The sequence below is a fragment of the Marinobacter sp. M1C genome (assembly GCF_023314135.1).
GTDB lineage: Bacteria > Pseudomonadota > Gammaproteobacteria > Pseudomonadales > Oleiphilaceae > Marinobacter.
The window spans coordinates 1,650,599-1,665,267 of the sequence record NZ_CP092289.1 but is presented as its reverse complement, the minus strand read 5'-3'; the positions used below and the strand labels follow the sequence as shown (position 1 = coordinate 1,665,267).

The 14,669-nt window shown below is 52.6% G+C and carries 9 protein-coding genes, 2 tRNA genes and 3 rRNA genes; 3 read left to right on the top strand and 11 right to left on the bottom strand.

The window, feature by feature from the left end; genetic code table 11:
* Positions 1 to 96 precede the first annotated feature (96 nt).
* Both MIH19_RS07935 and MIH19_RS07930 read left to right on the top strand, forming a co-directional pair.
* Positions 97 to 603: a hypothetical protein gene (locus tag MIH19_RS07935; protein ID WP_249008345.1), complete on the top strand. Its 507-nt coding sequence runs from the start codon at positions 97 to 99 to the stop codon at positions 601 to 603.
* A 51-nt stretch (positions 604 to 654) separates the two neighbouring features.
* Positions 655 to 4,161 (top strand): PAS domain-containing hybrid sensor histidine kinase/response regulator, encoded by a 3,507-nt coding sequence (locus MIH19_RS07930; protein ID WP_249008344.1) that lies wholly within the window; start codon positions 655 to 657, stop codon positions 4,159 to 4,161.
* Here MIH19_RS07930 and MIH19_RS07925 read toward each other — a convergent pair.
* From MIH19_RS07925 to MIH19_RS07880, 10 genes are all read right to left on the bottom strand, one after another.
* Positions 4,153 to 4,434: an HTH domain-containing protein gene (locus MIH19_RS07925; RefSeq protein ID WP_249008343.1), complete on the bottom strand. Its 282-nt coding sequence runs from the start codon at positions 4,432 to 4,434 to the stop codon at positions 4,153 to 4,155. The genes MIH19_RS07930 and MIH19_RS07925 overlap by 9 nt on opposite strands.
* A 218-nt stretch (positions 4,435 to 4,652) precedes the next feature.
* A 5S ribosomal RNA gene (gene rrf / locus MIH19_RS07920) occupies positions 4,653 to 4,766 on the bottom strand.
* Between the two features lie 99 nt (positions 4,767 to 4,865).
* Positions 4,866 to 7,758: ribosomal RNA gene (locus MIH19_RS07915) — 23S ribosomal RNA — on the bottom strand.
* 353 nt (positions 7,759 to 8,111) lie between these two features.
* Positions 8,112 to 8,187: transfer RNA gene (locus tag MIH19_RS07910), tRNA-Ala, on the bottom strand.
* A 128-nt stretch (positions 8,188 to 8,315) separates the two neighbouring features.
* Positions 8,316 to 8,392, bottom strand: a tRNA-Ile gene (locus MIH19_RS07905).
* A gap of 227 nt (positions 8,393 to 8,619) precedes the next feature.
* A 16S ribosomal RNA gene (locus MIH19_RS07900) occupies positions 8,620 to 10,170 on the bottom strand.
* The 16S, 23S and 5S rRNA genes sit together here with 2 tRNA genes alongside, the layout of an rRNA operon.
* 545 nt (positions 10,171 to 10,715) lie before the next feature.
* Complete coding sequence (gene purT / locus MIH19_RS07895; RefSeq protein WP_249008342.1) at positions 10,716 to 11,918, bottom strand: formate-dependent phosphoribosylglycinamide formyltransferase; 1,203 nt, start codon at positions 11,916 to 11,918, stop codon at positions 10,716 to 10,718.
* 41 nt (positions 11,919 to 11,959) lie between these two features.
* A complete protein-coding gene (locus MIH19_RS07890; RefSeq protein WP_249008341.1) occupies positions 11,960 to 12,142 on the bottom strand; it encodes a DUF1289 domain-containing protein in 183 nt (60 codons plus the stop codon).
* Positions 12,139 to 12,672 (bottom strand): gamma carbonic anhydrase family protein, encoded by a 534-nt coding sequence (locus MIH19_RS07885; RefSeq protein ID WP_249008340.1) that lies wholly within the window; start codon positions 12,670 to 12,672, stop codon positions 12,139 to 12,141. The genes MIH19_RS07890 and MIH19_RS07885 overlap by 4 nt, the downstream gene beginning before the upstream one ends.
* Before the next feature lie 59 nt (positions 12,673 to 12,731).
* Positions 12,732 to 13,316, bottom strand: a complete 585-nt coding sequence (locus MIH19_RS07880) for a CoA pyrophosphatase (protein ID WP_249008339.1) — start codon at positions 13,314 to 13,316, stop codon at positions 12,732 to 12,734.
* A gap of 106 nt (positions 13,317 to 13,422) precedes the next feature.
* On the opposite strand from MIH19_RS07880, the gene MIH19_RS07875 reads away from it, so the two are divergent.
* Entirely contained in the window at positions 13,423 to 13,977 is a 555-nt protein-coding gene (locus MIH19_RS07875) for an NUDIX hydrolase (protein ID WP_249008338.1), read from the top strand.
* On the opposite strand, the gene MIH19_RS07870 is transcribed toward MIH19_RS07875, so the two are convergent.
* Complete coding sequence (locus MIH19_RS07870; protein ID WP_249008337.1) at positions 13,978 to 14,289, bottom strand: NGG1p interacting factor NIF3; 312 nt, start codon at positions 14,287 to 14,289, stop codon at positions 13,978 to 13,980. It abuts the gene before it with no gap.
* Positions 14,290 to 14,669 lie beyond the last annotated feature (380 nt).

Genomic DNA, 14,669 nt, shown 5'->3' with positions numbered 1-14,669 from the left:
CAACAACCCGGCCTGTTTCACTCATTGAGCTGACAGGTTGTTACCGAACGGGCCTCCTCTTAGAGGAGGCCCGTTCTTTTTTAAGGAAACACATTTATGTTCTGGACTTTTGTCGCCACCGTATTTTGTGGACTGGGCGCCGCCGGCATTGCTCTCGGAATCCGGTTTCTCACCCGCAAGATGGCGCCTAAATGGATTATTCCGGTATTTGCCGGCGCCGGTATGCTTGGCTACCTTATCTACGGAGAATACATCTGGTATGACAATAAACAGACACGCCTGCCTGATGAGGCAGCGGTGGTGAGCACAGAAAGAGAAGGTATATTCTGGCGCCCGTGGTCATTGGTTTACCCATACGTAACCGCATTCTCCACTGTTGATAAAAACAGCATCGCCCGGGATACGAGCAATCCGAATATAGTACGGTTCACACTTTACCGCTTTGAACAGAAAATCACTGACACGGTTGCACACCGAGTTCACATTATTAATTGCGGGACTCGCGAGGTTGTTCCTATCGGTTCTGATGGAACGCCAAGGGTCGACAACATGAAAGTTCTGGAAAGGAATGACCCACTTTATTCCACCGTGTGTGCTCGCTGATAATCCGGTAACGGGCCTGGCAGCCTGATCACCTGACGGATATGCATTAATATGATTAGTGTCTGGTTGCTGGTTTTAATTTCCATCACCTACATTTCCCTGCTGTTTGTAGTGGCCTGGGCAGGCGACCGCCACCCGGGGCTGTATAAGCGACGTTTGGCCAGAACCCACATCTACGCACTCTCTCTGGCCGTGTATTTTTCCTCCTGGACTTTCTATGGCGCCGTGGGTCGCGCCACCCAGGAAGGACTTGGGTTTCTGCCCATCTATCTTGGGCCGATATTGGTGTTCGTGTTCGCCGCACCGCTGTTGCGCCGCATCATTCACATCAGCAAGCGCAACAGCAGCACCTCCATAGCCGACTTTATCGCTTCCCGCTACGGAAAATCCCAGTTGCTAGCAGCGATGATAGCCGCCTTTGCGTTAATCGGCAGCGTGCCTTACATCGCCTTGCAGTTAAAAGCCATCGCCATGGGCTTTGCGGTGTTGTCCAGCCCCCACGGCGGCGCACAGGAACTCAGCAGCGCCGCCTGGAGCGATTCAGCTTGGTACATTACGTTGGCTCTGGCCCTATTTACCATTTTATTCGGTACCCGCCACCTGGAATCAACAGAGCATCACCGCGGCATGATTCAAGCCATTGCGTTTGAATCTGTAATCAAACTGGTGGCGTTTTCAGCGGTTGGATTGTTTGTGCTGTTTGGCTTTTTCAATGGCTTTGGCGACCTTACACAGCGGGTAGCCGCGGCCGATCTCACCGGAGTGCTGACAACCCAAAATCTGAATCTGACCGCGTTTATTACCCAAACCCTGGTCGCCGGGGTGGCCATTGTCTGCCTGCCGCGGCAGTTCCACGTTATGGTGGTTGAAAACAGCGATCCCCGCGATTTCGAGACCGCGCGCTGGGCTATGCCTATTTATCTGATCATCGCCAGCGCTTTTGTACTGCCGATTGCCGCTGCCAGCTTGCTTGTACCCGATAGTGCCAACTACAACCCTGACATTATGACGCTTCAGTTGCCCATACTGGCCGGCAATACCTGGCTTGCAGTACTGGCGTTTCTGGGGGGCGGCTCCGCAGCGGCGGCGATGGTGATTGTGTGCTCGGTGGCGGTCGCCACCATGGTCAGCAACGAAATCATCATGCCGGCTTTGTTGAAATTCTTCCGTCCCAGAATGAATCGCAAGGCGGACCTGAGCTACTTGCTCCTTAGTATTCGCCGCATCGCTATCTCCGCTGTTTTACTGACAGCATACGGTTTTTATCGGATGGCAGGGGAAGACACCAGTTTGACAGCCTTCGGGCTACTGTCGTTTGCTGCTGCGGCGCAACTGGGGCCAGCGTTGGTGGGCGGAATCGTCTGGCGCGGTGGTAACCACAACGGAGCGGTATGGGGTCTTTTTATAGGCTTTATACTATGGCTCTACACTTTGCTTCTGCCTGCGTTGGCATCTACCGGCTGGATCAACGACACGCTTGTTCAGCAAGGTCTCTGGGGCATGAGTTGGACCCGTCCCACCGCCCTGTTTGGCGCTGAACTGGACCAAATCAGCCACGGTATAATCTGGAGCCTGGGAGCCAATACTGCAATTTATATAATGCTGTCCTTAGTAACCCGCCAACGAGTGCGTGAGAAAATACAGATCGCCAGTTATTTTCAGGACACTCACGGACGCGGAGAAACCCCCCACCAGCAAACCTGGCAGGGTGAGATTTTGACCTCCGACCTGCAGGCTCTGGCTGATCGCTTCATGGGCGACGAGCGCGCAGAAACGGTGTTTCGCAATTACGAGCGCCGCAATGCCATCCGCCTTTACCCACAGCGGCCTGCAACAACACATTTAATGAAGTACATAGAGCGCCAGCTGGCATCGATTATCGGTGGTTCAACCGCGCGCGTGGTTTTGGAATCGACCCTGACCGGTCGCGATATGCAGATTGAAGACGTCGTCAGCATTGTGGATGAGGCCTCACAGGCAATGACGTTTAGCCGAGAGCTGCTGCACTCCGCTATTGAAAACCTCAGTCTTGGTGTGTCAGTAGTAAATCACCAGCAGGAACTGGTGGTGTGGAATCACCTATACATTGAACTGTTCAATTACCCCAAGAGTTTTGTACGTCTGGGACGACCGGCGGCTGACCTGATTCGCTATACTCTGACTAACGCAAATCTTTCAGCCCGTAAAATCGATGAAATCGTTACTCAACGCATTGGCAGCATGACCCAAGGCCAGCGTATGTCCTATGAGCGCCAGCGGCCCGATGGCACGTTTATCCGCATTGAAGGCGCGCCGATTCCCGGCGGCGGCTATGTCACGACATTTCAGGACATAACGCCCATGCGTCGTACCGAACAGGCGCTAAAGGAAACCAATATCTACCTCGAACAACGGGTTAAAGAGCGAACCCAGGAACTGCAGGTGATCAACGAGCAGATGCTTAAAGCCACATCTGTAGCCGAACAGGCCAATCACAGTAAAACACGCTTTCTCGCGTCAGCCAGTCACGATCTGTTGCAGCCCTTAAATGCCGCACGCTTATTCACCTCTGCCCTGCAAGGTAAAGCTCAAAGTGCCGAGTGTCAGCAATTGGTCGAACACATCGACAGCTCCCTGGGTGCGGCCGAAGAAATTATCAGTACGCTGCTGGATATCTCCAAATTGGATGCCGGTGCTCTGGAGCCGGATATCAGCGTGTTTCCGGTTAGCGATATCATCCGCCGGCTGGCAAACGATTTTTCTGCCATCGCCAATGACCAGGACCTTATATTGGATGTCGTACCCAGCTCCGTCTGGATCCGTTCAGATGCCAAGCTTCTGCGCCGGGTGATCCAGAATTTTTTGTCCAATGCCATACGCTATACGCCCGAAGGTCGCATTCTGCTGGGTTGCCGTCGCCTGGATGGTTTCCTGCGCATTGAAGTCTGGGACACAGGGCCCGGCATTCCGGAGGATCAGCTAACCCAGATTTTTGAAGAGTTCCGCCGTTTCCAGCATGGGCGCGACAAGAAAGGTTTGGGCCTTGGCCTTGCCATCGTCGACCGCATCAGCGGTATGCTCAATCATCCGGTGACCGTTCAGTCGCGGCAGAGTCGTGGCAGCGTTTTCAGTATTACGGTGCCCAGAGTGGCCGCCGAGGAGCTAACCCCCCTGCCAGTACAGGCTTATGGCCCGGCTCGACGGGTATCCAGCCTGAAGGGCCGTCATCTGCTGTGTATTGATAACGATGCCGCTATTCTTCAGGGTATGGTGGCGCTGCTGAGCAACTGGCAATGCCAGATAACAGCCGCGGAAAGCCTGGACGACGCCATGAAAAAACTGGGTGTGGACGTTCCCGACATTCTGCTTGCCGACTATCAGCTAGACGACGACCAGAACGGTCTGGACGCTATGGACACGCTGCGCGTAGCTCTGAAAAAGCGCCTGCCCGGCATTCTGATTACAGGCTATATGGCACAAGAGGTAAGAGATGACGCGACAGACCGCGGCTATCATGTGCTTTATAAACCCGTAAAACCGGCTGCTCTGCGCGCTATGGTGAATAAACTTTTAAAATAAGTCGGTAAGTGGCAACCACTCTACGCCCCGCTGCTTTCGGTAAACTGTGCCAAACCCGACGTTTTTCGCGATAATTTCCTGGTTCAGGAAATCCACAGGGTGTGCTAACTGATAGCCCCGGCCACGCACGGTGCGTATATCAAAACCCTCCTTCAACGCCCGCCGTACGATCTTCCATATTGCGGTGCGGCTAACGCCAAACTCCATGGCGAGTGACTGTCCGGAATGGATCTTGCCGTCATTCAAACGGGTTATCAATACCTTGGCTTTCATTCAGGGATGCCCGTGTCAATGACTAAGCGCTGGATTAAACACTAAATCCGCACGAATTCAAAGCCTATGCATGACGTTGGAATTGGCGAATCACCAGGTGGGGACCGGTTTCACTGAGGGACGGCTTTGAAATCCGTCCCTGTTTTGGGCTGGTTTCGTTTTATTCAGCCAAAAAAAAGCCCCGGCAGCGTGAGCTGTCGGGGCATTTAGCAATAAGAGTCTGACGATGACCTACTCTCACATGGACGAACCACACTACCATCGGCGCAGGCTTGTTTCACTTCTGAGTTCGGGATGGGATCAGGTGGTACCAAGCCGCTATAGTCGTCAGACAAAACGGTTGATCACTGGGGGATGAGATAGAACGCTGGCTTTTTAGGGCCGTGATACGATTTTTTCGTTGCGATATCCGCAATTGTCTTGGGTGTTATATAGTCAAGCCGCACGAGCAATTAGTATCGGTTAGCTCAACGCCTCGCAGCGCTTACACACCCGACCTATCAACGTCCTGGTCTTGAACGGCTCTTCAGGGGCCTCTAGGGCCCAGGGAGATCTCATCTTGGAAGGGGCTTCCCGCTTAGATGCTTTCAGCGGTTATCCTATCCGAACATAGCTACCGGGCAATGCCACTGGCGTGACAACCCGAACACCAGAGGTTCGTCCACTCCGGTCCTCTCGTACTAGGAGCAGCTTTCCTCAAATCTCCAACGTCCACGGCAGATAGGGACCGAACTGTCTCACGACGTTCTAAACCCAGCTCGCGTACCACTTTAAATGGCGAACAGCCATACCCTTGGGACCGGCTTCAGCCCCAGGATGTGATGAGCCGACATCGAGGTGCCAAACACCGCCGTCGATGTGAACTCTTGGGCGGTATCAGCCTGTTATCCCCGGAGTACCTTTTATCCGTTGAGCGATGGCCCTTCCATACAGAACCACCGGATCACTATGACCTACTTTCGTACCTGCTCGACGTGTCTGTCTCGCAGTCAAGCGGGCTTGTGCCATTACACTAACCGTACGATGTCCGACCGTACTTAGCCCACCTTTGTGCTCCTCCGTTACGCTTTAGGAGGAGACCGCCCCAGTCAAACTACCCACCACACAGTGTCCTCATCCCCGATAAGGGGACAGAGTTAGAACCTCAAACATGCCAGGCTGGTATTTCAAGGTTGGCTCCACGCAAACTGGCGTTCACGCTTCAATGCCTCCCAGCTATCCTACACAAACATGTTCAAAGTTCACTGTGAAGCTATAGTAAAGGTTCACGGGGTCTTTCCGTCTAGCCGCGGATACACCGCATCTTCACGGCGATTTCAATTTCACTGAGTCTCGGGTAGAGACAGCGCCCCCATCGTTACGCCATTCGTGCAGGTCGGAACTTACCCGACAAGGAATTTCGCTACCTTAGGACCGTTATAGTTACGGCCGCCGTTTACCGGGGCTTCGATCAAGAGCTTCTCCCTAAGGATAACCCCATCAATTAACCTTCCGGCACCGGGCAGGCGTCACACCGTATACGTCCACTTTCGTGTTTGCACAGTGCTGTGTTTTTAATAAACAGTCGCAGGGGCCTGGTATCTTCGACTGGCTTCTGCTCAACCCGCGAGGGGTGTCACATACCACCAGCGTGCCTTCTCCCGAAGTTACGGCACCATTTTGCCTAGTTCCTTTACCCGAGTTCTCTCAAGCGCCTTGGTATTCTCTACCTGACCACCTGTGTCGGTTTGGGGTACGGTCTCAAATCACCTGAAGCTTAGAAGATTTTCCTGGAAGCATGGCATCAATAACTTCCCGCCACATGGGCAGTCGTCATCACGTCTCAGAATTGAGGACCCGGATTTGCCTAAGTCCCCTCCCTACACGCTTAAACCGGGACGACCGTCGCCCGGCTTACCTAGCCTTCTCCGTCTCTCCATCGCAGTGATTCAAGGTACGGGAATATTAACCCGTCTCCCATCGATTACACCTTTCGGTCTCACCTTAGGGGCCGACTCACCCTGCGCCGATTAGCGTTGCGCAGGAACCCTTGGTCTTCCGGCGTGCGAGTTTTTCACTCGCATTGTCGTTACTCATGTCAGCATTCGCACTTCTGATACCTCCAGCAAGCTTCTCAACTCACCTTCGCAGGCTTACAGAACGCTCCCCTACCCCGCATACACAGTATGCAGCCGCAGCTTCGGTATCCAGTTTGAGCCCCGTTACATCTTCCGCGCAGGCCGACTCGACTAGTGAGCTATTACGCTTTCTTTAAAGGATGGCTGCTTCTAAGCCAACCTCCTAGCTGTCTGAGCCTTCCCACATCGTTTCCCACTTAACTGGAATTTTGGGACCTTAGCTGGCGGTCTGGGTTGTTTCCCTCTTCACGACGGACGTTAGCACCCGCCGTGTGTCTCCCGGATAGTACTCACAGGTATTCGGAGTTTGCATCGGGTTGGTAAGTCGGGATGACCCCCTAGCCGAGACAGTGCTCTACCCCCTGTGGTATTCGTCCGAGGCGCTACCTAAATAGCTTTCGGGGAGAACCAGCTATCTCCGGGCTTGATTAGCCTTTCACTCCGATCCACAAGTCATCCCCTGGCTTTTCAACGACAGTGGGTTCGGTCCTCCAGTTGATGTTACTCAACCTTCAACCTGCTCATGGATAGATCGCCCGGTTTCGGGTCTATGCCCAGCGACTAATTCGCCCTATTCAGACTCGGTTTCCCTACGGCTCCCCTAAACGGTTAACCTCGCCACTGAACATAAGTCGCTGACCCATTATACAAAAGGTACGCCGTCACAGAACAAGTCTGCTCCGACTGCTTGTACGCATACGGTTTCAGGATCTATTTCACTCCCCTCACAGGGGTTCTTTTCGCCTTTCCCTCACGGTACTGGTTCACTATCGGTCAGTCAGGAGTATTTAGCCTTGGAGGATGGTCCCCCCATGTTCAGACAAGGTTTCTCGTGCCCCGTCCTACTCGATTTCACTAGACTCAGGTTTCGGATACAGGGCTATCACCCACTATGGCGGCACTTTCCAGAGCCTTCTCCTACCAGTTGTCTAGCTTAAGGGCTAGTCCCCGTTCGCTCGCCGCTACTTAGGGAATCTCGGTTGATTTCTTTTCCTCGGGGTACTTAGATGTTTCAGTTCTCCCGGTTCGCCTCTTACACCTATGTATTCAGTGTAAGATACCCGACCTAGATCGGGTGGGTTTCCCCATTCAGAAATGTCCGGATCACAGCTCGTTTGCCAGCTCCCCGAACCTTATCGCAGGCTTCCACGTCTTTCATCGCCTCTGACTGCCTAGGCATCCACCGTATGCGCTTAGTTGCTTGACTATATAACCCCAAGACAACTGACTCTAACGCCCACAGATCACGGCCAGCTAACCGAAGTTAGACAGCGTGTTCCAGGAACACTAGAGATAGTCACTCGAAGTCATACACAACCACTTCAACGACAACACCGGATAACGCTTGAAAAAATCGTTATCACTTGAACACTTCCCTCAAAGACCGTAGAGGAAAGCATTCGTGTTCTATCTCATCCAATTTGTTAAAGAGCAAATCTGACCCAGTGATCAGAAAGAAGGCCTTCAGACTTAGCGGACGCTAAACTGAAACACTTTTTTCTGTACACTGACCGAAGTCAGGCATTCAGGGTAACCAAGTAACTCGTCATGTCTGTATAATGGTGGAGCTAAGCAGGATCGAACTGCTGACCTCCTGCGTGCAAGGCAGGCGCTCTCCCAGCTGAGCTATAGCCCCATTTTGGTGCTATTCCGATGGACCTCATCAGCTGAGGCTTACTCGGAAAATTGGGTTAACCTAGGCATCGTCGGGCGTGGCGTGCGAGTGGCACGTGAGTCCGGCGATAACGACGGGTAACACAATTTTGGTGGGTCTGGGTGGAGTTGAACCACCGACCTCACCCTTATCAGGGGTGCGCTCTAACCAACTGAGCTACAGACCCGGTTTTGCTTGTCTTCGAAGCGCCTGGTCTGCGTTGCAATCCTCGTTCAGTTGGTCACGTACTACAGTACGCTTCCGCCTTCGCTCAGCTTGCGCCTTGCCAATCGATTCGAATCCGGCGCCAAACCCCTGAGGGTTAAAACCGTCGGGCCTGAAAGACCCTTTGCTCTCTTTAATCAATCAACCAAGTAATTCGTGTGGACTCTGACCGAAGCGTTCGGCATCGTTTAAGGAGGTGATCCAGCCCCAGGTTCCCCTAGGGCTACCTTGTTACGACTTCACCCCAGTCATGAACCACACCGTGGTAATCGTCCTCCCGAAGGTTAGACTAACTACTTCTGGTGCAATCCACTCCCATGGTGTGACGGGCGGTGTGTACAAGGCCCGGGAACGTATTCACCGTGACATTCTGATTCACGATTACTAGCGATTCCGACTTCACGGAGTCGAGTTGCAGACTCCGATCCGGACTACGACGCGTTTTGTGAGATTGGCTCCCCCTCGCGGGTTTGCAGCCCTCTGTGCGCGCCATTGTAGCACGTGTGTAGCCCTGGCCGTAAGGGCCATGATGACCTGACGTCATCCCCACCTTCCTCCGGTTTGTCACCGGCAGTCTCCCTAGAGTTCTCAGCATTACCTGCTAGCAACTAGGGATAGGGGTTGCGCTCGTTACGGGACTTAACCCAACATCTCACGACACGAGCTGACGACGGCCATGCAGCACCTGTGTCAGAGTTCCCGAAGGCACCGATCCATCTCTGGAACGTTCTCTGCATGTCAAGGCCAGGTAAGGTTCTTCGCGTTGCGTCGAATTAAACCACATGCTCCACCGCTTGTGCGGGCCCCCGTCAATTCATTTGAGTTTTAACCTTGCGGCCGTACTCCCCAGGCGGTCAACTTAGTGCGTTAGCTGCGCCACTAAGGATTCAAGATCCCCAACGGCTAGTTGACATCGTTTACGGCGTGGACTACCAGGGTATCTAATCCTGTTTGCTCCCCACGCTTTCGCACCTCAGTGTCAGTGTTGGTCCAGGTAGCCGCCTTCGCCACTGGTGTTCCTTCCTATATCTACGCATTTCACCGCTACACAGGAAATTCCACTACCCTCTACCACACTCTAGCCATGCAGTTCGAAGTGCCGTTCCCAGGTTGAGCCCGGGGCTTTCACATCTCGCTTACATAACCACCTACGCGCGCTTTACGCCCAGTAATTCCGATTAACGCTTGCACCCTCCGTATTACCGCGGCTGCTGGCACGGAGTTAGCCGGTGCTTCTTCTGCGAGTGACGTCAATCCTCAAGAGTATTAATCTTAAGGCCTTCCTCCTCGCTGAAAGTGCTTTACAACCCGAAAGCCTTCTTCACACACGCGGCATGGCTGGATCAGGCTTGCGCCCATTGTCCAATATTCCCCACTGCTGCCTCCCGTAGGAGTTCGGGCCGTGTCTCAGTCCCGATGTGGCTGATCATCCTCTCAGACCAGCTACGGATCGTTGCCTTGGTAGGCCATTACCCCACCAACAAGCTAATCCGACTTAGGCTCATCTAATAGCGCAAGGTCCTCTCCGAAGAGCGGATCCCCTGCTTTCCCCCGTAGGGCGTATGCGGTATTAATCCGAGTTTCCCCGGGCTATCCCCCACTACTAGGCAGATTCCTAAGCATTACTCACCCGTCCGCCGCTCGACGCCTGGTAGCAAGCTACCATCGTTTCCGCTCGACTTGCATGTGTTAAGCCTGCCGCCAGCGTTCAATCTGAGCCATGATCAAACTCTTCAGTTTAAATCATACAAGATCCGAAGATCTTCAATCTGCTCAAGTACAAAAACTCAATTCTTGACGAGTCGTTGACTTGGTATTTCTTACCGAAATACTCCAGTCAGCGCCCACACGAATTACTTGGTTAATTTTTTAAAGAGCGTTTGAGCCGTGGCTCAATCAGGAGGCGAATTATACATCGTTTCGCTGCCCTGTCAACCGTTTATTTCGAGAAGCGTTAGAAGCATTTCCTTCCAAACCCCCCAACCTAACCGGCTGGTACTGCTTGATTCGAGAGGCGCATTCTACAGCGTATCCGAACCGTGTCAACCGTTTTCGCGTTCAAAGTTTAAATCACATTTCCTAAACTTTTCAACGTCTTACCCAACAGTTTCCGCTCAATTCCTGCCCCTCTATTCCGGGCTGTCCCTCAAGCGAGATGCGCATTCTACAGACTTCTCGGAACAGGTCAACAGCCAATCTGAACTTTATTAAAAAACATCAAACTGGCCTTGAGCCACCTGTCAGGTATCCATGAATGGCTACCTAAAACTCTCTCACTACTATAGCTAGCTCAGAGACACTTTAATAGCGCTTGCGGCGTTTCTCGCTTTTTCCCGCGCGGCGTCAATAGAACCCGCCAGCGCCAGTGCAACGCCCATGCGACGCCGGCCACTCAACTCCGGCTTACCAAACAGACGTAACTGTGTATCCGGCTCGGCCAGTGCCAGCTGCATACCACTATATCGGATACGCTTCGAGTCACCTTCCGGCAGCACCACCGCAGATGCTGCGGGGCCGTATTGACGTATCGCAGGAACCGGCAAACCAAGAATTGCCCGGGCATGCAACGCAAACTCAGAAAGGTCCTGACTAATCAGCGTTACCAAACCCGTGTCGTGAGGTCGAGGCGACACTTCCGAAAACCAAACGTCGTCGCCCTTAACAAAGAGCTCTACGCCGTACACCCCCAAACCACCCAGGCTTTCAACCACGGTACGGGCAACGCGAGCCGCTCTCTCAAACGCGAGATCGGACATCGGTTGAGGCTGCCAGGATTCACGATAATCACCATCCTCTTGACGGTGGCCAATAGGATCGCAAAACGATATTCCATCACGGTGCTTCACCGTGAGCAAAGTGATCTCGTACTCGAAGTCCACAAAACCTTCAACAATCACCCTTCCTTTACCAGCACGACCGCCGCTTTGGGCATAATCCCACGCAGCCTCGATGTGCTCGGCGCGGGTTATCGTTGACTGCCCTTTACCAGACGAACTCATTACCGGCTTTACCACTAATGGCAACCCCACCTCCTCCACCGCTGCCAAGTACTCTTCTTTAGTACCTGCAAACCGAAAAGGAGACGTCGGCAACTCCAGTTCTTCAGCTGCCAATCGACGTATGCCTTCCCGGTTCATGGTTAGATGCACAGCCCTTGCCGACGGAATCACCGTGAAACCTTCGTTTTCGAGCTTGACCAACTCTGCGGTAGCGATGGCTTCAATCTCCGGCACAATCAGGTTCGGCTTTTCAAGTTCGACAATCCGCCGTAATGCCTGAGCGTCTAACATATCAATAACGTGACTGCGGTGGGCAACCTGCATCGCGGGTGCGTTGGCATAACGATCAACGGCGATAACTTCGACACCGAAACGCTGCAGCTCTATTACAACTTCTTTGCCCAACTCACCGGCACCGCAAAACAGAACTTTGAACGCGGTGTCTGTTAACGGTGTTCCCAAGGTAACCTGTGCTATTTTTTGTACCATAACAATTCCATCGGATGATATTGAACGGCCGGCAGCCGGGTTCAGATTAAAGCTTTTTTCTCGCGCGCGGCAACCAGGCGCAATACCTCGCGCCGCTGGTCGCTGTTCATTTGCATCCAACGCATAATTTCATCACTGGAACGATGGCAGCCAATACACACGTCATCTTCATTGAGCGCGCAGATGCTGACACAAGGCGACCTGACTTTATTAGCAACGCTCATCGCTCGGGCTCACAGGGTTGCAGGTTGCCCAGATATTGCGCAGCATTCTTGACGTAACTGAGCGCGGCCATTTCCAGCATCTTTTGCTGCTCCGGGCTTAATTGGCGTTTTACCCGTGCCGGCGAGCCTATAACCATCGAGCCGTCGGGTATCACCATATGTTCCGGTACCAGCGTGTTCGCTCCTATCAAGCAGTGCTTGCCAATTTTGGCTCCGTTCAGCACAACTGCGTTGATGCCGATCAACGAGTAATCGCCCACATCACAGCCGTGAAGCATGGCTTTGTGCCCCACAGTCACACCACGGCCGATGTTTAACGGTAATCCCGGGTCGGTATGCAATACGGCACCATCCTGCACGTTACTCTGCTCACCAATCGTAATCAGTTCGTTATCACCGCGAATCACCACGTTAAACCACACGCTGGCTTTGTCTAACAAGCGAACACTGCCGATCACCGAGGCATTATCGGCAACAAAATGGCCACTTCCTTCTAACGCCGGAACTCTGTCGTTCAATTTGTAAAACATAATTTCCTCTTGAAGTATGCCGTCTCTGTTGGGCTCTCGAGCCCATTAACACCACAATATTAACGCGAGGGCGGTCGTTCCAGATCAATACCGGCATCGTACACAGCGTTCATAAACTCGACCAGTACTACGGCTGACAAACCCCATATCTGGTATTTCTCCCAGCGGTAGCAGGGCACGTGAATGATACCGCCCATAAAAGGTAAGGCATCGGTACGCTCACGCCGGTCTTCCAGCAACCAGGCTATGGGGACACGGAACACACTTTCGATTTCTGCAGGATTGGGGCGTAGTGGATGGTCTTCGGGTACCACGCCTACGTATGGTGTTACAAGAATACGGGCGTGGGATGTGACCTGGCTTAGCGATGACACAATCTGCACCTGGTCTGGCGGCAAGCCGATTTCCTCATGGGTCTCCCGAAGAGCCGTGACCATCAGGTTTTCGTCTTCGGGGTCGCGCCTGCCACCAGGGTACGCTACTTGGCCACGATGGGTTTTGAGGTGGGCAGATCGCAAGGTGAACAACATCTCCGGATTACCGCTGTTGTCGGTAATAGGCACCAAAATACCCGCTTCAGGATAGTCCAGCGCCAGCTCGTTAGGCCGGTAGCCTGCTAACCGGGAATGTAACAAGTGCTTCAAAGTATCTCCTGGAATGCTTCAATCAAAGGCGCCATGGCGCTAAGGTGGCTCAGATGGTTAAACTAATGGCCTTCAAGACATCTATTATCAGTATACGGGGAAAGCTATGAATTACTGCAGTGACTGTGGTGAACAGGTAGAACAGCGGATCCCTGACGGCGACAATCGTCACCGCTATGTATGCACCCACTGCGACATTATTCATTACCAGAACCCTCGTATTATCGCAGGCACAGTGCCGGTATGGGACAACCGTATTCTTCTGTGTCGCCGCGCCATCGAGCCTCGTTACGGTTATTGGACTCTGCCTGCAGGCTTTATGGAAAACCAGGAAACAACCGTGGAAGCGGCAGCTCGCGAAACCCGTGAAGAGGCTCTGGCGGAAGTTCACATCGAGGGCCTTTACGCCGTGATCGACGTCCCACACATCGATCAGGTACACATATTTTACCGCGCTACGCTGATTGATGGTATGTATGGCGCAGGCGAGGAATCACTGGAAACACAACTGTTTGAACCGTCGGATATCCCCTGGGACGAACTGTCGTTTCCGACTGTGCGCAAAACCCTTGAGTTTTTTATAAACGATATGAAAAAGCAGACGTTCGAGGTTCACGTTGACAGTATCCGTCACCCCATGGCGAAATCCGAAAAAGCCTGATTAAAACTGCACCAGAGCAAGCACTTCGTAGGCGGGCTCCTCGTAGGGGTGCGCCGCCTTCAATGCGGCAATGGCATTTCTCACGCAGTGCTCAGCGCACACCAATTCCACCCTGTACTCTGCAACAGTTTCCAAAATACCCGCTTGACCGATAAACGGCTGGCTTCCGTCCAATGGTCGAAACTGTCCTCGCCCTAATATTTGCCAGGCACATTGATCGTAATGGCCAATGCGCCCCGCACCGGCGCCGAACAGTGCATGTTTGGTTTCGTCAAGATGACTTTCTGGCACAAAGTAGCAAATCTTATACATAGTATCCCTCATAGACGGTCAAATTCTACACACCTAAAAATTCAAAAAAGTTACCCACAGAATCTGTGGATAACTCTGGGGAAAGTTTTTAAGTAGCGCCCCAAAAACCCCGCCATTACTGCCTTTAAGACAGATTGGTGACAAAATCGCCGCCTAAAAATAATCGTTATTTATCAATTACTTAAATTTGTCTACTGAAATTATCATGGTAAATCATGGGGTTGTTTACAGAACATACAGTGATTGCTAGAAAATGTGCATAAAATTTACCAGTCAAGAGTTTTTTTTGGAAATTATGCAGTTTTTTCTCTTGATATCCCCAAACAACGCAAATTGCAGGCAAAAAAACCGAGCATCCGCCAACTCCTTTAACAGAGGCG